This is a genomic window from Kutzneria buriramensis, from assembly GCF_003387475.1.
Lineage (GTDB): Bacteria > Actinomycetota > Actinomycetes > Mycobacteriales > Pseudonocardiaceae > Kutzneria > Kutzneria buriramensis.
This window is the reverse complement of sequence record NZ_QUNO01000008.1, coordinates 210,870-229,860: the sequence shown is the minus strand read 5'-3', so window position 1 is coordinate 229,860 and position 18,991 is coordinate 210,870. Positions and strand designations below refer to the sequence as shown.

The 18,991-nt window shown below is 71.6% G+C and carries 20 protein-coding genes; 3 read left to right on the top strand and 17 right to left on the bottom strand.

The features are described from left to right. Positions 1 to 129 precede the first annotated feature (129 nt). Genes pyrF through pyrR form a run of 7 tightly spaced genes read right to left on the bottom strand, consistent with a single transcriptional unit; the run spans position 130 to position 8,748 of the window. Positions 130 to 993, bottom strand: coding sequence for an orotidine-5'-phosphate decarboxylase (gene pyrF / locus BCF44_RS24410; protein ID WP_116176683.1), 864 nt, complete (start codon positions 991 to 993; stop codon positions 130 to 132). Further along, positions 990 to 4,310 (bottom strand): carbamoyl-phosphate synthase large subunit, encoded by a 3,321-nt coding sequence (carB, locus tag BCF44_RS24405; protein WP_116176682.1) that lies wholly within the window; start codon positions 4,308 to 4,310, stop codon positions 990 to 992. Before carB ends, pyrF begins: the two co-directional genes overlap by 4 nt. Then, positions 4,310 to 5,431, bottom strand: coding sequence for a glutamine-hydrolyzing carbamoyl-phosphate synthase small subunit (carA, locus tag BCF44_RS24400; RefSeq protein ID WP_116176681.1), 1,122 nt, complete (start codon positions 5,429 to 5,431; stop codon positions 4,310 to 4,312). The genes carB and carA overlap by 1 nt, the downstream gene beginning before the upstream one ends. Continuing rightward, entirely contained in the window at positions 5,428 to 5,937 is a 510-nt protein-coding gene (locus BCF44_RS24395; protein ID WP_116176680.1) for a PH-like domain-containing protein, read from the bottom strand. Before BCF44_RS24395 ends, carA begins: the two co-directional genes overlap by 4 nt. Beyond that, on the bottom strand, positions 5,934 to 7,238 hold the full coding sequence (locus tag BCF44_RS24390) for a dihydroorotase (RefSeq protein WP_116176679.1): 1,305 nt from the start codon (positions 7,236 to 7,238) through the stop codon (positions 5,934 to 5,936). The genes BCF44_RS24395 and BCF44_RS24390 overlap by 4 nt, the downstream gene beginning before the upstream one ends. After that, on the bottom strand, positions 7,235 to 8,167 hold the full coding sequence (locus tag BCF44_RS24385) for an aspartate carbamoyltransferase catalytic subunit (RefSeq protein ID WP_116176678.1): 933 nt from the start codon (positions 8,165 to 8,167) through the stop codon (positions 7,235 to 7,237). The genes BCF44_RS24390 and BCF44_RS24385 overlap by 4 nt, the downstream gene beginning before the upstream one ends. Beyond that, positions 8,164 to 8,748 carry a bifunctional pyr operon transcriptional regulator/uracil phosphoribosyltransferase PyrR gene (gene pyrR / locus BCF44_RS24380; RefSeq protein ID WP_116176677.1) on the bottom strand — a complete coding sequence of 195 codons (585 nt, stop codon included), beginning with the start codon at positions 8,746 to 8,748 and terminating at the stop codon, positions 8,164 to 8,166. The genes BCF44_RS24385 and pyrR overlap by 4 nt, the downstream gene beginning before the upstream one ends. 258 nt (positions 8,749 to 9,006) lie before the next feature. On the opposite strand from pyrR, the gene bldD reads away from it, so the two are divergent. Beyond that, on the top strand, positions 9,007 to 9,495 hold the full coding sequence (bldD, locus tag BCF44_RS24375) for a transcriptional regulator BldD (RefSeq protein WP_015803953.1): 489 nt from the start codon (positions 9,007 to 9,009) through the stop codon (positions 9,493 to 9,495). Positions 9,496 to 9,698: 203 nt separating this feature from the next. Here the strand turns inward: bldD and nusB are convergent, their stop codons facing one another. The 4 genes from nusB to BCF44_RS24355 all read right to left on the bottom strand — a co-directional run bounded on the left by nusB (position 9,699) and on the right by BCF44_RS24355 (position 12,112). Next, positions 9,699 to 10,118, bottom strand: a complete 420-nt coding sequence (gene nusB / locus BCF44_RS24370) for a transcription antitermination factor NusB (protein WP_116176676.1) — start codon at positions 10,116 to 10,118, stop codon at positions 9,699 to 9,701. Continuing rightward, positions 10,118 to 10,681 carry an elongation factor P gene (efp, locus tag BCF44_RS24365; RefSeq protein WP_116176675.1) on the bottom strand — a complete coding sequence of 188 codons (564 nt, stop codon included), beginning with the start codon at positions 10,679 to 10,681 and terminating at the stop codon, positions 10,118 to 10,120. Before efp ends, nusB begins: the two co-directional genes overlap by 1 nt. Before the next feature lie 65 nt (positions 10,682 to 10,746). Beyond that, entirely contained in the window at positions 10,747 to 11,814 is a 1,068-nt protein-coding gene (locus BCF44_RS24360; protein WP_116176674.1) for a M24 family metallopeptidase, read from the bottom strand. Between the two features lie 43 nt (positions 11,815 to 11,857). After that, entirely contained in the window at positions 11,858 to 12,112 is a 255-nt protein-coding gene (locus BCF44_RS24355) for a hypothetical protein (protein ID WP_116176673.1), read from the bottom strand. Positions 12,113 to 12,323: 211 nt separating this feature from the next. Here BCF44_RS24355 and BCF44_RS24350 point away from each other — a divergent pair, with 211 nt between their 5' ends. Beyond that, positions 12,324 to 12,815 (top strand): B-4DMT family transporter, encoded by a 492-nt coding sequence (locus BCF44_RS24350; protein WP_170217715.1) that lies wholly within the window; start codon positions 12,324 to 12,326, stop codon positions 12,813 to 12,815. Here the strand turns inward: BCF44_RS24350 and BCF44_RS24345 are convergent. Then, positions 12,748 to 13,416 carry a carboxymuconolactone decarboxylase family protein gene (locus BCF44_RS24345; RefSeq protein WP_116176672.1) on the bottom strand — a complete coding sequence of 223 codons (669 nt, stop codon included), beginning with the start codon at positions 13,414 to 13,416 and terminating at the stop codon, positions 12,748 to 12,750. The two genes, BCF44_RS24350 and BCF44_RS24345, sit on opposite strands and share 68 nt — an antisense overlap. 94 nt (positions 13,417 to 13,510) lie before the next feature. Between BCF44_RS24345 and BCF44_RS24340 the strand changes: the two genes are divergently transcribed. Continuing rightward, entirely contained in the window at positions 13,511 to 14,122 is a 612-nt protein-coding gene (locus tag BCF44_RS24340; protein WP_116176671.1) for a TetR/AcrR family transcriptional regulator, read from the top strand. Here BCF44_RS24340 and BCF44_RS24335 read toward each other — a convergent pair. The 5 genes from BCF44_RS24335 to aroC all read right to left on the bottom strand — a co-directional run bounded on the left by BCF44_RS24335 (position 14,102) and on the right by aroC (position 18,954). After that, positions 14,102 to 15,574, bottom strand: coding sequence for a glycoside hydrolase family protein (locus BCF44_RS24335; protein WP_116176670.1), 1,473 nt, complete (start codon positions 15,572 to 15,574; stop codon positions 14,102 to 14,104). The genes BCF44_RS24340 and BCF44_RS24335 overlap by 21 nt on opposite strands. 69 nt (positions 15,575 to 15,643) lie before the next feature. After that, entirely contained in the window at positions 15,644 to 16,075 is a 432-nt protein-coding gene (aroQ, locus tag BCF44_RS24330) for a type II 3-dehydroquinate dehydratase (protein WP_116176669.1), read from the bottom strand. Positions 16,076 to 16,148: 73 nt separating this feature from the next. Next, the gene (aroB, locus tag BCF44_RS24325) at positions 16,149 to 17,258 is read right to left on the bottom strand and encodes a 3-dehydroquinate synthase (RefSeq protein WP_116176668.1); all 1,110 of its coding nucleotides are present in this window, start codon (positions 17,256 to 17,258) and stop codon (positions 16,149 to 16,151) included. Next, entirely contained in the window at positions 17,258 to 17,767 is a 510-nt protein-coding gene (locus BCF44_RS24320) for a shikimate kinase (RefSeq protein ID WP_116176667.1), read from the bottom strand. The genes aroB and BCF44_RS24320 overlap by 1 nt, the downstream gene beginning before the upstream one ends. Next, positions 17,764 to 18,954, bottom strand: a complete 1,191-nt coding sequence (gene aroC / locus BCF44_RS24315; RefSeq protein WP_116176666.1) for a chorismate synthase — start codon at positions 18,952 to 18,954, stop codon at positions 17,764 to 17,766. Before aroC ends, BCF44_RS24320 begins: the two co-directional genes overlap by 4 nt. Positions 18,955 to 18,991: the final 37 nt, after the last annotated feature.

Below are 18,991 nucleotides of genomic sequence, written 5' to 3'. Positions count from 1 at the left end.
CATCTCGACCTAAGCGGCCGTCACGACGTGAAGGAAGTAGTACCAAGGGGCCCCGACAGCCTGATCACCGCCACCGGTGATGTGCACGCGGGGCCCCGTGTGCTATGCACGACCAGCGGGGTTCCAAGATCAACTCACGGAATCGCCTGCCGTGTCAGCGGATTCCCCCAGCTCGCGGACGGATTCCCTGGTCGCGACGGCGGCGGCGCGCAGCGCCGCCACGTCGGGCCCGTGCCGCAGCACGTCGCGGGACGAACTGGGCAACACCTGGCCGGAAATGCCGCCGAAAAGTCGGCGCAGGTCGGCGACGGTGCCGCCCTGCGCGCCCAGCCCGGGCGCCAGCACGGGGCCGTTCAGCCGGGACAGGTCCAGGCCCGTCTCGCCGACGGTGGCGCCGATGACGACACCCACATGGCCCAGTGGAAGGGCCCCGCGATTGCGCTCCGCGGCCGAATCCACCATCGACTGCGCGATGGAAACACCCTCCGGAGTGCGCGCCCGCTGCACGGACGGCCCTTCTTTGTTGGATGTCAAGGCGAGAACGAAAACTCCGCGACCGGTTTTGGCACTCAGCTCCAAAGCCGGGTCCAAACTTCCGAATCCGAGATACGGCGAGAGGGTCACGGCGTCGCCGGCCAGCGGCGAGTCGTCGGCCAGAAACGCCGTCGCGTAGGCGGCCATGGTGGAGCCGATGTCGCCCCGCTTGGCGTCCACGATCACCAGCGCGCCGGCCGCCCGGGCCTCGGCGATCGTGCGCTCCAGCACCGCCACACCTCGCGAGCCGAAGGCCTCGAAGAAGGCGGCCTGCGGCTTGACCAGGGCCACCTCGGCGGCGAAGGCCTCCACGCAGGTCAGCGCGAACCGCTCCAGGCCGTCGACGTCGACCGGCAGGCCCCAGTCGGCCAGCAGGCCCGGGTGCGGGTCGATGCCGGCCACCAGCGGCCCGGCGGCGGCCACCTTGGCCGCCAGCCGGGCCCCGAAAAGCTCGCTCATGCTTTCGCACCCTTCAGCGCCGCCTGGAGGCCCTGGAGGCTCCGCACGCCGATGTCACCCCGGATGAGGGCCTCGATGCCGTGTACGGCCGCGGCAGCCCCGGAAACGGTGGTGATGCACGGGATGTCCCGCGCGACCGCGGCGGTGCGGATCTCGTAGCCGTCCACGCGGGGACCGTGGTTGCCGTACGGCGTGTTCATGATCATGTCGACCTCGCCGGCGAGGATCTTCTCCACGATGTTGCCCTCGCCCTCGAAGTGCTTGCGCACGACCGTGCAGGCCACCCCGTTGCGCCGCAGCACCTCGGCGGTGCCGGTGGTCGCCAGGATTTCGAAGCCCAGGTCGGCCAGCCGCTTGACCGGGAACACCATGGCCCGCTTGTCCCGGTTGGCCACCGACACGAACACCCGGCCCTTGGTCGGCAGCGACCCGTACGAGGCGGTCTGGGACTTCGCGAAGGCCTTGCCGAACGAGAAGTCCACGCCCATCACCTCGCCGGTGGACTTCATCTCCGGCCCGAGCAGCGAGTCCACGCCCTTGCCCTCCGGCGTACGGAACCGGTGGAACGGCAGCACCGCCTCCTTGACCGCCACCGGCGAGTCGTCCGGCATCTGCGCGCCGTCGCCGGTCGCCGGCAGCACACCCTCCTCGCGCAGCTGCGCGATGGTCGCGCCCAGCGCGATCCGAGCGGCGGCCTTGGCCAGCGGCACGGCGGTCGCCTTGGACACGAACGGCACCGTGCGCGAGGCACGCGGGTTGGCCTCCAGGACGTACAGGATGTCGTCCTTGAGCGCGTACTGCACGTTCAGCAGTCCGCGAACACCGACGCCGTGCGCGATGGCCTCGGTGGAGCGGCGCACCGCCTCCAGGTCGCTGCGGCCCAGCGTTATCGGCGGCAGCGCGCACGAGGAGTCCCCGGAGTGGATGCCGGCCTCCTCGATGTGCTCCATGACGCCGCCGATGTAGACCTGCTCGCCGTCGCACAGCGCGTCCACGTCGATCTCGATCGCGTCGTCGAGGAACCGGTCGACCAGCACCGGGTGCTCCGGCGACACCTCGGTGGCCCGCGCGATGTAGCCGGCCAGCGTGTCCTCGTCGTAGACGATCTCCATGCCGCGGCCGCCCAGCACGTAGGAGGGACGGACCAGCACCGGGTAGCCGATCTCGTCGGCGATCCGCTTGGCCTGCGGGAACGAGGTCGCGGTGCCGTACTTCGGCGCCGGCAGGCCGGCGGCGGTCAGCACCTCGCCGAACGCGCCGCGGTCCTCGGCCAGGTGGATGGCCCCCGGGGAGGTGCCCACCACCGGCACGCCGGCGTCCTCCAAGCGCTGCGCGAGGCCGAGCGGGGTCTGCCCGCCCAGCTGCACGATCACGCCGGCGACCGTGCCGGACTCCCGCTCGGAGTGCACGACCTCCAGCACGTCCTCGAACGTCAGCGGCTCGAAGTACAGGCGGTCGGAGGTGTCGTAGTCGGTGGACACCGTCTCCGGGTTGCAGTTGACCATCACGGTCTCGAACCCGGCCCGCCGCAGCTCCATCGCCGCGTGCACACAGGAGTAGTCGAACTCGATGCCCTGCCCGATGCGGTTGGGCCCCGAACCCAGGATCAGCACCTTCGGCCGCTCCCGCTGCGGGGCCACCTCGGTCTCCGCCGCCGGATCGGACTCGTAGGCGGAGTAGTGGTACGGCGTGAGCGCCGCGAACTCGGCGGCGCAGGTGTCCACGGTCTTGAACACCGGCCGGACGCCGAGCCGGTGCCGCAGCGTGCGGACGCCGTCCTCGCCGGCCAGCTCCGGCCGCAGCGCGGCGATCTGCCGGTCGGACAGGCCCGCCCGCTTCGCCCGGCGCAGCAGCGTCTCGTCCAGCACCGCCGCGTCGACGATCTCCTCGCGAAGCTCGCCCAGCGCGAGGATCTGGTCGATGAACCACGGGTCGATGCCCGACGCCTCGTGCACCTGCTCCACGGTCGCGCCCAGGCGCAGCGCCCGCTCCACGGTGTAGAGGCGGCCGTCGTGCCCCTTCTTCAGCGCCTCGAGCGTGTCGTCGAGGGTCACGCCGTCGGGATCGGGACGGGTCCAGAACCCGGCGGCCTTGGTCTCCATCGACCGCAGCGCCTTGTTCAGGGCCTCGCTGAAGTTGCGGCCGATGGACATCGCCTCGCCGACGGACTTCATGGTGGTGGTCAGCGTCGGGTCCGCGCCGGGGAACTTCTCGAACGCGAACCGCGGCACCTTCACCACCACGTAGTCCAGCGTCGGCTCGAACGAGGCCGGCGTCTCGCCGGTGATGTCGTTGCGGATCTCGTCCAGCGTGTAGCCGATGGCCAGCTTGGCGGCGATCTTGGCGATCGGGAAGCCGGTCGCCTTGGACGCCAGCGCGGAGGACCGCGACACCCGCGGGTTCATCTCGATGACGACCATGCGGCCGGTCTGCGGGTGGATGGCGAACTGGATGTTGCAGCCGCCGGTCTCCACGCCCACCGCGCGCAGCACGTCGATGCCGACGTCGCGCATGTGCTGGTACTCGCGGTCGGTCAGGGTCATCGCCGGCGCGACCGTCACCGAGTCGCCGGTGTGCACGCCCATCGGGTCGATGTTCTCGATCGAGCAGATGACCACCACGTTGTCGCTGCGGTCGCGCATCAGCTCGAGCTCGTACTCCTTCCAGCCCAGCACGCTCTCCTCGATCAGCACCTCGGTGACCGGGGACTCGTCCAGGCCGAGCGAGGCCAGCCGCTCCAGCTCGTCGGGGGTGTGCGCCATGCCCGAGCCCAGGCCGCCCATGGTGAACGACGGCCGGATGACCACCGGCAGGCCCAGCTCCTCGACGGTGGCGCGGACCTCGTCCATCGACTTGCAGACCCGGCTGCGCGGCGTCTCGGCGCCGACCGAGGCACAGATGTCCTTGAACAGCTGACGGTCCTCGCCGCGCTGGATCGCGCCGATGTCCGCGCCGATCAGCTCGACGTTGTACTTCTCCAGCACGCCGGCCTCGTGCAGCGCGACGGCGGTGTTCAGCGCGGTCTGGCCGCCGAGCGTGGCCAGGATGGCCTGGATCGGGCGGCCCAGCGACTGCTCCTCGGCGATCACCTTCTCCACGAACTCGGCCGTGATCGGCTCGATGTAGGTGGCGTCGGCGAACTCCGGGTCGGTCATGATCGTCGCCGGGTTGGAGTTGACCAGACTGACCCGCAGGCCCTCCTCGCGCAGCACCCGGCACGCCTGCGTGCCCGAGTAGTCGAACTCGCAGGCCTGGCCGATCACGATCGGGCCGGAGCCGATCACCAGGACGTGGGAGATGTCGGTCCTCTTCGGCATCAGCGGGCCTCACTCATCAGCTGGCAGAACTCGTCGAACAGGGCCGCGGCGTCGTGCGGGCCGGCGGCGGCCTCCGGGTGGTACTGCACGGAGAACGCCGGCGCCTCCAGGCAGCGCAGGCCCTCCACCGTGCCGTCGTTGGGGCAGTAGTGGCTCACCGTGGCCTGGCCGAACGGGGTGTCGAAGCGCTCCCCCGGCTCACCCTCCAGCGCGAAGCCGTGGTTCTGCGCGGTGATCGCGACCCGGCCGGTGGCGGTGTCGATCACCGGCACGTTGATGCCGCGGTGGCCGTACTGGAGCTTGTAGGTGCCGCGGCCCAGCGCCCGCCCGAGGATCTGGTTGCCGAAGCAGATGCCGAACAGCGGGATCCGCCGCTCCAACACGCCCCGGGTCAGCGCCACGCCGTGCTCCTGGGTGGCCGGGTCGCCCGGGCCGTTGGACAGGAACACGCCGTCCGCCTCGACCGCCAGCACGTCGTCCAAGCTGGAGTTCAGCGGCAGCACGTGCACCTCGATGCCGCGGGCGGCCATCATCCGCGGGGTGTTGGACTTGATGCCCAGGTCCAGCGCGGCGACCCGGAACCGCCGCTCACCCTCGGCCGGCACCACGTAGGGCTGCGCGGTGGTCACGTCCCCGGCCAGGTCGGCGCCCTTCATCTGCGGCGACGCCGTGACCCGGCCCAGCATCGTGTCCACATCGGACAGCGCGTCGCCGGAGAACACGCCGGCGCGCATGGCGCCGCGCTCCCGGATGTGCCGGGTCAGCGTGCGCGTGTCCACGCCGGCGATACCCACGACGCCCTGGCGCACCAGCTCGTCGTCCAGCGACCGGGTGGCCCGCCAGTTCGACGGGCGTCGCGCCGGATCCCGCACCACGTAACCGGAAACCCAGATCCGCGACGACTCGTCGTCCTCGTCGTTCCAGCCGGTGTTGCCGATCTGCGGCGCCGTCTGCACCACGATCTGCCCGTGGTAGGACGGGTCGGTCAGCGTCTCCTGGTAGCCGGTCATGCCCGTGCAGAACACGACCTCGCCCAGGGTCGCGCCGAGCGCCCCGTACGCCTCACCGCGGAAGACCCGACCGTCCTCGACGACCAACGCCGCCTGTTCGCGAGCGCTCACTGCGCGCCACCTCCAACGCCTGCCATGGACCGCAGCGCGGTCACCCACTCCTGGTAGTGCTCCTTCTCGTCGGCGCGGAACCCGCTGTCCAGCAGCTGGTTCTCGACCTGCCACCGCACGATGAGCAGGCCGTCGCCGAGCATCACCTTGCCGGCCAGGCCCTGGCCGACGTGCGCGTCCCGCACCGCGTCGCGCGGGATCCAGACCGGGGTCGCGCCCACCCGGTCGATCAGCAATCCCTTGTCGTGCAGGTGAAGCGTCGCCTCCGAGCGGAAGCCGACGTCGCCGACCGCGACCCGGTCCTGCCAGCTCTCGTCGGTCGTCGTGCTGACGTACACGCCGGTCGCCTCGGGCAGCAGCTCGTCGCCGAGTTCGGTCGGCGCGGCCGGCAGCGCCGGCAGCGTCTCGGCCTGCCGGCGGGCCTTGTTCCGCCAGCCCCACCACATCGCGGCGATGCACAGCAGGAAGAACGCCAGCACGATGAGCACCAACAACACCCTGGTCATCGCTGGACCTTCCCGTCGGCGGCGGTGACCCGTCCGCGCAGCATCGTCGTGCGCACCACGGCCGGCAACTCCATGCCCTCGAACGGGGTGTTGCCGGCGATGCTGGCCAGCTCCGTGCCCCGCACCGTCCACCGGGCATCGGGGTCGACCAGCGTGAGCGTCGCCGGCTCGCCGACGGCCAGCGGCCGGCCCTGGTCGGGGAGGCCGGCGATCTCCGCCGGCTTCTCGCTCATCACGCGGGCGACGCCGCGCCAGTCCAGCAGGCCGGGCCGCACCAGCGTCTCCACCACGATGGACAGTGCCGTCTGGAGGCCCAGCATGCCCGGGCGGGCCGCCGACCACTCGCAGTCCTTGTCCTGCGGGGCATGCGGCGCGTGGTCCGTGGCGACGCAGTCGACGACGCCCTCGGCCAGCGCCTCCCGCAGCACCTGCACGTCGGATTCGGTGCGCAGCGGCGGATTCACCTTGTTCACCGGGTCGTACGTGGCGAGGCGCTCGTCGGTGAGCAGCAGGTGGTGCGGCGTCACCTCGGCGGACACCTTGGTGCCGCGCTCCTTCGCCCACCGCAGCACGTCGACCGTGCCGGCGGTGGAGACGTGGCAGACGTGCAGCCGCGCGCCGGTCTGCTTGGCCAGCAGGCAATCCCGGGCGACGATCGACTCCTCGGCCGCCGCCGGCCAGCCCGCCAGACCCAGCCGCGCCGCGCGCTCGCCCTCGTGGGCCTGCGCGTCGACGGTGAGCCGCGGCTCCTCCGCGTGCTGCGCGATCACGCCGTCCAGCGCCTTGGTGTACTCCAGCGCCCGGCGCATGACGAGCGGGTCGGCGACGCAGTGGCCGTCGTCGGAGAAGACCCGCACGTCGGCCTGGCTGCGGGCCATCGTGCCGAGCTCGGCGAGCTTCTCGCCCTTGAGGCCGACGGTGACCGCGCCGACCGGGTGCACGTCGACCAGGCCGACCTCGCGGCCGCGCCGCCAGATGTGCTCCACGATCACGGCGTTGTCCGCGACCGGGTCGGTGTTGGCCATGGCGAACACCGCCGTGTAGCCGCCCAGCGCCGCCGCGGCCGAGCCGGTGGCGATCGTCTCGGTGTCCTCACGGCCCGGTTCGCGCAGGTGCGTGTGCAGGTCGACGAAGCCCGGCAGGGCAACGAGGCCGTCGGCGTCCAGCACCTCCACATCGGTCAGGTCCTGGGTGCTCGCGGCGTCCAGCCAGGGGCCGATCTCGGCGATCACGCCGTCGCGCACCAGGATGTCGACCGGGTCGCCCTCGCCGTAGAGCCGGACTCCCTTGATCAGCATCATGCGGCTTCTTCCTCCCCCGCGAGCAGGTGGTACAGCACCGCCATGCGGACGTGCACCCCGTTGCGGACTTGCTCGGTGATGGCGGCGCGCGGCGAGTCCGCGACGGCCGCCGCGATCTCCATGCCGCGCAGCATGGGCCCGGGATGCAGCACGACGGCGTGCTCGGGCAGCAGCGTGAACCGGCGCTCGCTGAGGCCGTAGGCGATCGAGTACTCCCGTGCCGACGGGAAGAAGCCGCCGTGCATGCGCTCGGCCTGCACCCGCAGCATCATCACGGCGTCCAGCGCCGGCAGCTCGGCGTCCAGGTCGTGCGAGACGGACACCGGCCAGCTGTCGACACCTGTCGGCAGCAGGGTCGGCGGCGCGACCAGCACCACCTCCGCGCCCAGCGCCGTCAGCAGGTGCACGTTGGAGCGGGCGACCCGGCTGTGCAGCACGTCGCCGACGATCGCGATGCGCTTGCCGGCGATCGTGCCCAGGCGCTCCCGCAGCGTGGCCGCGTCGAGCAGGGCCTGCGTCGGGTGCTCGTGCATGCCGTCGCCGGCGTTGACCACGCCGGTGCCGGTGCCCTCCAGCCAGCCGGCCAGGCGGTGCGCCGCGCCAGAGGCCGGGTGGCGGACGATCACCAGGTCGGCGCCGGCCGCGGACAGCGTCAGGGCGGTGTCGCGCAGCGACTCGCCCTTGCCGACCGAGGAGCCGCCGGCCGACACGTTGATCACGTCGGCGCTCATCCACTTGCCCGCGACCTCGAAGGAGACCCGGGTGCGGGTGGAGTTCTCGTAGAACATCGTGACCACGGTCCGGCCGCGCAGCGTGGGCAGCTTGCGGACCTCGCGGCCGAGCAGCGTGCGCTTGAGCGTGTCGGCGGTGTCGAGCACCGCGGTGGCCTGCGCCGGGTCCAGGCCGTCGGTGGAGAGCAGGTGTTTCACTGGTCAGCTTCCCGTCGCAGGTACACGCCGTCGCGCCCGTCCAGCTCGGTGAGGCAGACGTGCACCTCCTCGGCGCGGGAGGTCGGCACGTTCTTGCCCACGTAGTCGGCGCGGATCGGCAGCTCGCGGTGGCCGCGGTCGACCAGCACGGCCAGCTGCACCGCGGCCGGGCGGCCGGCGTCGCGCAGGGCGTCCAGGGCGGCGCGGATGGTGCGGCCGGAGAACAGCACGTCGTCGACCAGCACGACCAGGCAGTCGTCGATGCCGCCCTCGGGCAGCGTGGTCGACTCCAGCGGCCGGTTCGGCCGCCGCCGCAGGTCGTCGCGGTAGAGGGTGATGTCGAGCGCGCCGACCGGGACGGCCGCGTCGCTGAACTCGGCGATCAGCTCGGCCAGCCGGCGGGCCAGCGGCGCGCCCCTGCTGGGGATGCCGAGCAGGACGACGGGCCGGTGCCCCTCGCTGCCGAGCGAGGTCTTCTCGATGATCTGATGGGCCATTCGGGCGATGGTGCGCGCGACATCGCCGGCCGAGAGCAGCTCGCGCTCGGCCGGGTCCGTCGCGCCACGAACACGCGGCGCCACGGGTGGACCTCCTTCCCCGCCTCACCGGACGGGTCCTTAAAGGACGTCGGATCGCCCGGCGTTTGCCGAGCTCAGGGCCCACGGTACCAGCCACGCTCTGTAGCCCTTCCGGGTGGTTGGACCCCCTTCCACGGATGACGCAGCGAAGTCAGCTTGACCTGGTGACGACAGCGAGCGACCATTACTCTGCGTATTGATCTCAGGCTTCCCGCGGCGATGACTACCGGCCGACGGGGCGAATGAACGGAGAACCGCCACATGGGCGATTACGCCAAGGCGCTGGGGGCCAAGCTCCGCGCCATCCGCCAGCAGCAGGGATTGTCACTGCATGGCGTCGAGCAGAAGTCCGGCGGTCGGTGGAAGGCGGTTGTCGTCGGCTCCTACGAGCGCGGCGACCGGGCGGTCACCGTGCAGAAGCTGGCCGAGCTGGCGGACTTCTACGGCGTGCCGGTGGCCGAACTGCTGCCCGAGGGCCGCGTGCCGTCCGGCGCGGAGCCGGCGACCAAGATCGTGATCAACCTGGAGCGGCTGCAACAGCTGCCCGCGGAGAAGGTCGGACCGCTGGCCCGCTACGCCGCCACCATCCAGAGCCAGCGCGGCGACTACAACGGCAAGGTGCTCTCCATCCGCACCGAGGACCTGCGGTCGCTGGCCATCATCTACGACATGACCCCGGGCGAGCTCACCGAGCAGCTCATCGACTGGGGCGTCCTGCCGCCTGAGGCCCGTCCTTCAAAGGAGGACTGAGACACGCCGCGCGTACCGCGCGGGGCGGGTTCGCTCTGAAGCCGGTGCCTTCCCTTGTCTCATGTCGATCGATGAACAGACTCGATCGACATGAGCCCGCGGTCCAGGCACCGGCGTGAACCCGCAAACAGCCTGGGGACAATCGCGAAGGCCGCCCCACCTGGACAATCCAGGTGGGGCGGCCTTCAAGATTTGACCGACTCCTACAGCGCGGCCCGCAGGTGCACCGCGATCCGGGCGATGCTGTCCAGCACACCGTTGACGAAGCGCGGCGAGTCGTCCGTGGACAGCTGCTTGGCCAGCTCGACGGCCTCGCTGATGGCCACCGCGTCGTCGACGTCGGCGGCCCACAGCAGCTCGTACACGCCCAGCCGCAGCACCGCGCGGTCCACCGCCGGCATCCGGGCCAGGGTCCAGCCCTCGGCGTGCTCGGAGATCAGCTCGTCGATCCGCACCCGGTTCGCCGTGACGCCCTCGACCAGGGCGATCGTGTAGTCGTTGACCGGCGGCACGTCGGGCGAGCCGACCCGCTCGGACAGCAGGCTCACGGCGTCCGCGCCGCGCAGGTCCGCCTCGTACAGGACGTCGACCGCGCGTTTGCGGTACTTGCTGCGGGCACCCATCAGTTGTTGATCCGGCCCAGGTAGCGGCCGTCGCGGGTGTCGACCTTGACCTTCTCGCCGGTGGTCACGAACAGCGGCACCTGGATCTCGGCGCCGGTCTCCAGGGTGGCGGGCTTGGTGCCGCCGGTGGAGCGGTCGCCCTGCAGGCCCGGGTCGGTGTGCTGGATGACCAGCTCGACCGAGGTGGGGAGCTCGATGAACAGCGGCACGCCCTCGTGCACGGCGACCACCGCCTCGGTGTTCTCCAGCATGTAGTTGGCCGCGTCGCCGACGGTGGCCGCCGGGATGGTCATCTGGTCGTACGTGTCGCCGTCCATGAACACGAAGTCGGCGCCGTCCTTGTACAGGTAGGTCATGCCGCGCTTGTCGACCGTGGCCGTGTCCACCTTGGTGCCGGCGTTGAAGGTCCGGTCGACCACCTTGCCGGTGAGCACGTGCTTGAGGGTGGTGCGCACGAACGCGCCGCCCTTGCCGGGCTTGACGTGCTGGAACGCGACGACGGTCCACAGCCCGTTGTCCAGGCTGAGCACGAGGCCGTTCTTGAGGTCGTTGGTGGTGGCCACGGTCTGGAGTCTCCTGTAGTCGCGGACGGGCCGCAGTCGCGGACCGGTGGGTTCGGGTCGTGCCGTCAGACGACCACGAGTTCCTTCGTGGTCAGGGTGAGCAACTCGGGCGCGTTCTCGCGCACGACGAGGGTGTCCTCGATGCGGACGCCGCCCCGCCCGGGAATGTAGACGCCGGGCTCGACAGTGACCGCCATGCCGGCGGCAAGTGTACCGGCCCCGGCCCTGGACAGTGCCGGAGCCTCGTGGATCTCCAGGCCGACGCCGTGTCCCAGACCGTGCATGAACTGCTCGGCGCGGCCGGCGGCGGCGATCACCGAGCGGGCCGCGTCGTCCACGTCGGCCAGCGCCGTGCCGGGGGTCAGGGCCTGCCGGCCGGCCGCCTGCGCGGCGGCGACGAGCTCGTAGATCTCGGTCTGCCAGTCCGCCGGCCGGCCGAGCACGACCGTGCGGGTCATGTCCGAGTGGTAGCCGTCGACCAGCGCGCCGAAGTCCATCTTCACGAGGTCGCCGGCCTTGAGCGGGGCGTCGGTCGGCTCGTGGTGCGGGATCGCCGAGTGCTCGCCGGCGGCGACGATCGTGGCGAAGGCGGGCCCGGACGCCCCCTGGTCCAGCATGCCGTTGTCCAGGTCGCGGGCCACTTCGCGCTCGGTGCGGCCGGGGCGCAGGCCGCCGTGCTCGATCAGCGACGCCAGCGCGCGGTCGGCCGCCGCGCACGCCATCCGCAGCGCCTCGACCTCCGTCTCGTCCTTGATCAACCGCAGCCTCGCGATGAGCCCCGGGGCCCGGGTCAGCTCCCGGTTCGCCGCCTCCTGGAGCTCGGTCAGGCCGTCCACCGTGACGTGGTCGCTCTCGAAGCCGACGCGGCCTTCGCTGCGCGAGGCGAGCGAAAGGCCGCATTCGCGCTCGACCACCCGCTCCACATCCGGCACCTGGCTCGCCGACTGCGTGTCGTACCGACCGTCCGTGCAGAACACCGCGCCGTCCCCGGTGACCAGCAGCGCAGCGTTCGAGCCGGTGAACCCGGTGAGATAGCGCACGTTGAGCAGGTTCGTCACCAGCAGCGCGTCCAGGCCGCCGGCGCGGAGCAGCCGGCGCAGCGCTTCCCGTCTCCTGCCGTGCACCTCAGCCATGCCGACCAGCCTATTGCCAGCCGGCTCGTGCCGGGGGCCGAGATCAGGCCGCCCGGGCCGCAATGATCGGATCCGGCGGCGCGGCGAGCACCGATTCCACCGGCAGCACTTCCCAGTGGTCGATCTCCATCGGATCGGGCCGGAATCGCGCCAACAATTCCGCACGGCCAGATGGCACGGCCCCGATCAGCGATTCCCGTGTTGTCCGCGGCACCTCCCGTAGCGGCGTGTGGACATCCGACTCCTCGGCCGACTCCCGCCGGATCGTCTCCACGCGCGACTTCCGGAAAACCGTCATACAAGCCGATGTCGGCCGATCGAAATGGCCGAAGCCCGCTGACCGGTCGCGCCGATGCGCTTACGGCCGCGGACTGGGCATCGCCCGCCAGAACCGGGCGGGCTACCCGAAACCTACATTTCGGTGTGACGCTGGGCGGAACTCGCGGGTGTGCCTGAAACCTGCATTCGGTGTGCCCCTGGGCGCGACTCGCCGGGGTTAGGGTGGGGGGATGCGGGCTTGGGTGGTGCGCGGGGTCGTGCTGGCGCTGGTGCACGCGGCGGTGCAGACGGGCGAGGCGTGGGTGCGCGCGGGGAACCCGGAGGCGGTGAGCTGGCTGCGGCCGGTGGCCCTGGGTGTGCTGGTCGCGGTCGCGGTGGTGTGGGCGGGCATCGACGGCTGGCGCTCGGGGTTGGTGGCCGGCGGCGACAGTGATGGGGATGGCAGCATCGGGCGGCCCCGCTACGGGATGGTGTGGTTCAAGGCGGCGATCCTCGCGGGGCCGGTGGGCGGCATGCTGGGCGTGATCGGCCAGGGCGTGTTCGTGGACGACACGGGCGTCGAGGCGCTGCCGGTGGCGATCACCGGCGGGGCTGCGTTCATCGCGCTGCTGGTGCTGGTCCCCGCCGGTGTCGGTCTACTGATCGGTCACCTGGTCACCCCAGCAGCGGATTCAGCACCTGCCACGCCTCCCACGCCCGAGTCACCCCGTACTGGCCGATGAACCGCAGCGCGGCCCGCACGTCGTCGGGCGACGCGCCGCCGCGCAGGGCGCGGTCGACGTGGATGCGGAAGGTGTCGCCGAGCGTCCGGTAGTGCACGTCGACGCTCATGCTGACGAGCCCGCGCTCCCGCTCGGTCAGCGTGCCGAGGCCGGCTCGCATCCGGGACTGGAGATCGAAGTACTCGGCGAAGTGCGGATCCATCGCCTCCAGCCGCTCCCGGACGACGGCCGGCAGCGGTGAGCCGGAACCGGTGAGCACGGCCTCGTCGAGCAACGGGGCCGAGCTCGGCTCCTCCACGAACGCGGCGAGCGCCTCGAAGCCGGCGACGGCGGCGGCGTAGCCGATGTCGTACGAGACGAACCGCAGCACGTCCCGCAGGTCCTCGACGGTGACGCCGGCGTTCAGGCCGGCCCGGACGTGCGCCTCGAAGGCCAGCCCGAGGCTGCCCTGGCAGATGTCGGCGACCACGTTCAGGAAGGTCTTCTCCCGGTCGGTGAGCTCCGGGATCGCCCGCGCGTGCCCGACGCTGGCCAACGTCATCTGCGCGAACACGGGGTCGAGCTGCCGGAGCCGGTCCCCGACGGTCAACGCTGAGGTCATCGTTCCTCCCCTTAACCAAAGCCGGACGAAATAGCACTACAGCTGTAGCGCTACAACCGTAGCGCTAAGCCCGTCCGGATACAATCGCCGGATCATGGAGACGGGGTCACGGAAGCCGAACGCGCGAGGTCGCGGCGAGCAGCTGCGCGCGGAGATCGTCACGGCCGCATGCGCGATGCTGGACGAACTGGGCGACGACGAGGCACTCTCGCTGCGGGCTGTCGCCCGCGAGGTGAAGATCGCCGCCACCTCGGTCTACCTGCACTTCCCCGACCGCGACTCGCTCGTCCTCGCGGTGATGGCGCACTTCAACGAGCAGATGCTCGACGCCGGCCGCCGCGGCGAGGCGGCGCAGTCGAGCGCGCCGGCGAAGCTGCGGGGGCTGATCCACGGCCTGGCCAACCACGCGCTGAAGTACCCGGGCCTGTTCAAGGTGATGCACGAGAGCAAGGTCAACCGGGTCATCGGCATGCCGTTCAAGCAGGCGCTCGGCCAGGCCACGGTGGCCGCCGTGCAGCGCTGCATCGACGAGGGCAGCGCCACCCCCGGCGACGCCGCCGTGATCGCGACCGACCTGCGCGCGGCCGTCACCGGCATGCTGTCGCTGCGGATCAACGAGCCGGACCTGCCGTGGCCCCCGGTCGACCAGCAGATCGATCGCTTTCTGACAAAGCTGGTCGGGCTGTCAGTTCCCGCGGAACGCTGACAGGTCGCCGCCCTTCGGGCGGGCGTCCCACTCGGCGTCACTCACCTCGGTGACGTGGGCCGAATCGGCTTCTACTGCGGGTGGTCCCGCCGGCCACAGCGTGCCACCCGCCACGAACGCGTACGGCCGGTCCGGCGCGTGCAGCACCTCGGCGCCGGCCTTGATCGTCGCGGCCACCGGCAGCGAGTCCACCCCCGGCACCGGCTTGTCCAACACCCGCAGGGCGAGCTGCTCGGCCACCGACCGCCGCTCGATCCGCACGAGCTTGCCGTCGACGACCATTTCCACGGTCCGGTCCGGCGCGGGCATCGCGATGCCCGCCGTCGTCGCCGGCGTCCGGCAGCCGCCGACGCCGGTCAGGTCCAGGCCGAACGAGCTGATGTCCGTCGGACCACCGCCGCCGTCGCGGGTGGCGCGCAGCAGGTCGACCGGCACCCGCTCGCACGCGTCGTCGGGCGAGACCGGCGCGTGCCCGTCCACGCGGCGCACCAGCCCCGGACCTTCGTTCCATTTCCCCGCCACCACGACATCGGCGTACGGACGCGTGGTGAAGTCCTTGTCCCAGAACGAGATCGCGGTACCCTGCCCGACCTCGTGCCCGATGGCGAAGGCGTTCAGCGCGTCCACCCACATCCAGTCGGCGCTGAACGCGTCGGCGACGGATAACGAACGCTTGGCATTGGTGCCCTTGACCGACACGAAACCGTTCGGTGTCAACGCCTGCGCGCCGGTGGCGAACGTGGGATCCGGCGACCGCAACACGAACTGCCCGCTGCCGACGTCATTCGCCGCCGCGCCCGTGGTGTCGGTGAACATCAGGTAGAACCAGCCGTCGAGGTGCAGCACGGACGGTTGGCCGGCGCCGTAGGTGTTGCCGGGCCGCAGCACGTCCTTCGACGGCGTCACGATCGGGTTCGCGGCGGAACGCTGCCAGTGCAGGCCGTCCGGGCTGGTCGCCACGCCGATCGAGTTGCCGTACGGGGCGTCGCCGGCCGCGCCCGTGTAGTACAGGTAGTAGGTCCCGTTCACCCGGATCACCGACGGGTCGCAGGTGTGCACGGCGTCGAAGCCGCCGCCCGAGCCGCCGAAAACCGGTGCGCCATCGGGAAAGGGACCCTTCAGGGCGGCCGCCGCGGACGTCAGCACGTCGTCGCCGGAGACCCCGCCACCGGGCAGCTGGCTGCACCACCAGACCCGGTACCGGCCGCCGTCGAGCAGCACCGACGGCACGTAGTTGTACGGCGCGACCGACCCGCCGGAAACCACCGGGCCGAGGGACTGGCGCGCACGGTCGGTGCTCAGCGGCGACTCGTGGGCGTCGGCGGGCGCCTGTCCCTGCACGGCCGTGGGGGTGGCGATCGGTGGCTTCGGCGTGCCCTCGGCGGTGCTACAGGCCGTCAACGGGACGACGGCCGCCAGGCAGCTCGCGATGGCCCTGAGGCTTCTCGGCATGCCGGGACGACCTCCACGATCGGGTGACGGCAACCCGGGCAGTCTAGGGAATGCCGTCACCCGTGCGGGTCACCGCTGCCCGGCGAGCCACCGAAGTGCGAGAACGTACCCGTCCACGCCGAGACCGACGATCACGCCGTCGGCCACCGCCGAGATGACGCTGTGGTGCCGGAACTCCTCGCGCTTGTGCACGTTGCTGATGTGCACCTCGACCAGCTTCGAGGTCAGCTGCGAGCAGGCGTCCCGGATGGCGATCGAGTAGTGCGTCCAGGCGGCGCCGTTGAGCACCACCGGAATGCCCTCGTCGGCGGCCTCGTGCAGCCAGCCGATCATCACGCCCTCGGTGTCGGTCTGGCGCACCTCGACGTCCAGCCCGAGTTCCTTGCCCGCGCCCACGCACAGCTCCACCAGGTCCGCGTGGGTGGTGCTGCCGTAGATCAGCGGCTCGCGCGCGCCGAGCCGGCCGAGGTTGGGGCCGTTGAGAACGAGAACCTTGCTCACAGTCCCACCTCACTAGCGCTCGGCGGGTCTGCGACCCAGCCCTCTGTGCTCATTGGTGCCCTCGCAAGCTCGGTCACAGCAACACCTTTCCGCCCGACGAGTCCTGCTCGCCGGCGATGACCGAATAGGCGGCGGCGATCAGGCTCGGGTCCGGGCCCTCCAGCCGGCCCGGCTTGGCCAGCCCGTCCAGCACGACGAACCGCAGCACGCCGGCGCGAGTCTTCTTGTCGTTGCGCATGCCCTCCATGAGCTGCGGCAACGCGCCCGGCTCGTAGTTCACCGGCAGGCCCAGCGACGTCAGCACGGAGCGGTGCCGGTCGGCGGTGGCGTCGTCCAGCCGGCCGGCCAGCCGGGCCAGCTCGGCGGCGAACACCAGGCCCACGCTGACCGCCGCGCCGTGACGCCAGCGGTAGCGCTCACGGCGCTCGATGGCGTGGCCCAGGGTGTGGCCGTAGTTCAGGAACTCCCGCAGCCCGGCCTCGCGCAGGTCGCTGGACACCACGTCGGCCTTGTACTGGATGGCCCGGGTGACCAGCTCGCCGATCACGTCGCCGGTCGGGTCCACGGCGGCCTTCGGGTCGGCCTCGATCAGCTCCAGGATCCGCGGGTCGGACAGGAAGCCGGCCTTCACGACCTCGGCCATGCCGGCGACGAGTTCGTTGGGCGGCAACGTCTCCAGCGTCGCCAGGTCGACCAGCACCGCGGTCGGCTCGTGGAACACGCCGACCAGGTTCTTGCCGGCGTCGGTGTTGATGCCGGCCTTGCCGCCGACCGCCGCGTCCACCATGCCCAGCAGCGTGGTCGGCACGTGCACGACCTTCACGCCGCGCAGCCACGTGCCGGCGACGAAGCCGGCCAGGTCGGTCACCGCGCCGCCGCCCAGGCCGATCACCGCGCCGGTGCGGTCCAGGCCGATGCGGCCCAGCACCTCCCACGCGAAGCCGGCGACCGCGAGCGCCTTGCCGTCCTCGGCGTCGGGGATCTCCACCCGGTGCGCGTCGATGCCGGCCCGCTCCAGCTCCTCGCGGACCGCCTCGGCGGTCGCGGTCAGCGTCGGCTGGTGCAGGATCGCCACCGTGGGCACGCCCTTGAGCGTGTCGACCAGGTCGCCGAGCAGGCCGCGGCCGACGATCACGTCGTACGGGCGCTCGGCCGCCACGTGGATGCGGGTCGGCTCGGACATCAGTTCCCTTCCAACGCCGCCACGATCTCGTCCACGAGACCCGGCGGTTCCTGCTTGTCGGTGTCGATCTCGACGGTGGCGACCTCGCGGTACAGCGGCAGCCGCGCGTCCAGCAGCGCCTTGAACGTGGACCGCGGGTTCACGCCGGCCAGCAGCGGGCGCGCGGTGGACAGGCCGGTGCGGCGCACGCCCTCGGCCATGCCGACGTTGAGGAACACCACCGTGTGCTCGGCCAGCAGTTTGCGGGTGGCGTCGGCGAGCACCGCGCCGCCGCCCAGCGCGAGCACGCCGTCGTGCTCGTCGAGCGCGTGCGCCACCGCCTCGGCCTCGATGCGCCGGAACTCGGGCTCGCCGTCCTGGGTGAAGATGTCGGAGATCGACTTGCCGGCGAGCTCGACGATGTCGGCGTCCACGTCCCGGAACGACACGCCCAGGCGCTCCGCCAGCAGCTCGCCGACGGTGGTCTTGCCCGCGCCCGGCGGGCCGATCACCACGGCGCGGGGGCTCACCAGCGGTCCTGGAGCGACTTCAGGTAGCCCTCGACGTTGTGCCGGGTCTCCGACAGCGAGTCGCCGCCGAACTTCTCCAGCAGCGCGTCGGCCAGCACCAGCGCCACCACGGACTCCACGACCACGCCCGCGCGGGGCACCGCGCAGATGTCGGAGCGCTGGTGGATGGCCACCGCCGGCTCGCCCGTGACGACGTCGACGGTGGCCAGCGCGCGCGGCACCGTGGAGATCGGCTTCATCGCGACGCGCACCCGCAACGGCTCGCCGTTGGTGATGCCGCCCTCCAGGCCGCCGGCGCGGTTGGACCGCCGCGTCACGCCGGACACGCCGGGGCCGCGGTCGATCTCGTCGTGGGCCTGGCTGCCGCGGCGGTGGGCGGTGACGAAGCCGTCGCCGATCTCGACGCCCTTCATCGCCTGGATGCCCATCAGCGCGCCGGCCAGCCGCGCGTCCAGGCGCCGGTCCCAGTGCACGTGCGAGCCGAGGCCCGGCGGCAGGCCGTAGACGATGGCCTCGATGACGCCGCCGAGCGTGTCGCCGTCCTTCTTGGCCGCCTCGACCTCGGCGACCATGGCCTCGGTGCCGGCGGCGTCGAACGCGCGCACCGGGTTCTCGTCGATGGCGGCGAGGTCCTCGGGCCTGGGCAGCGGCGCGTCGGGCGAGCACTCGGCGGCGCCGATGGACACCACGTGGCTCACGATCTCGGCGTTGAGCACCTGGCGCAGCAGGTTGCGGGCGACGGTGCCCAGCGCGACCCGCTCGGCGGTCTCCCGGGCGCTGGCGCGCTCCAGGACCGGCCGGGCCTCGGTGAAGCCGTACTTCTGCATGCCGGGCAGGTCGGCGTGGCCGGGCCGGGGCCGGGTCAGCGGCGCGTTGCGCGCGGAGCCCTCCAGCTCGGCCGGGTCGACCGGGTCCGCCGCCATGACCTTTTCCCACTTCGGCCACTCGGCGTTGTCGATGTGCACGGCGATCGGCCCGCCCTGGGTCAGGCCGTGTCGCACGCCGCCCAGGAACTCGACCTTGTCGGTCTCGAAGTCCATCCGGGGGCTGCGGCCGAAGCCCAGCCGCCTGCGGGCGAGGTGGGTGGTCAGGTCGTCGGTGGTCACGGACACCCCGGCGATCATGCCCTCGAGGACACCCACCAACGCGGGTCCGTGCGATTCTCCAGCGGTGATCCAGCGCAGCACGGATGGATCCTTTCACATCCTGCCGGCGGGACGGGTC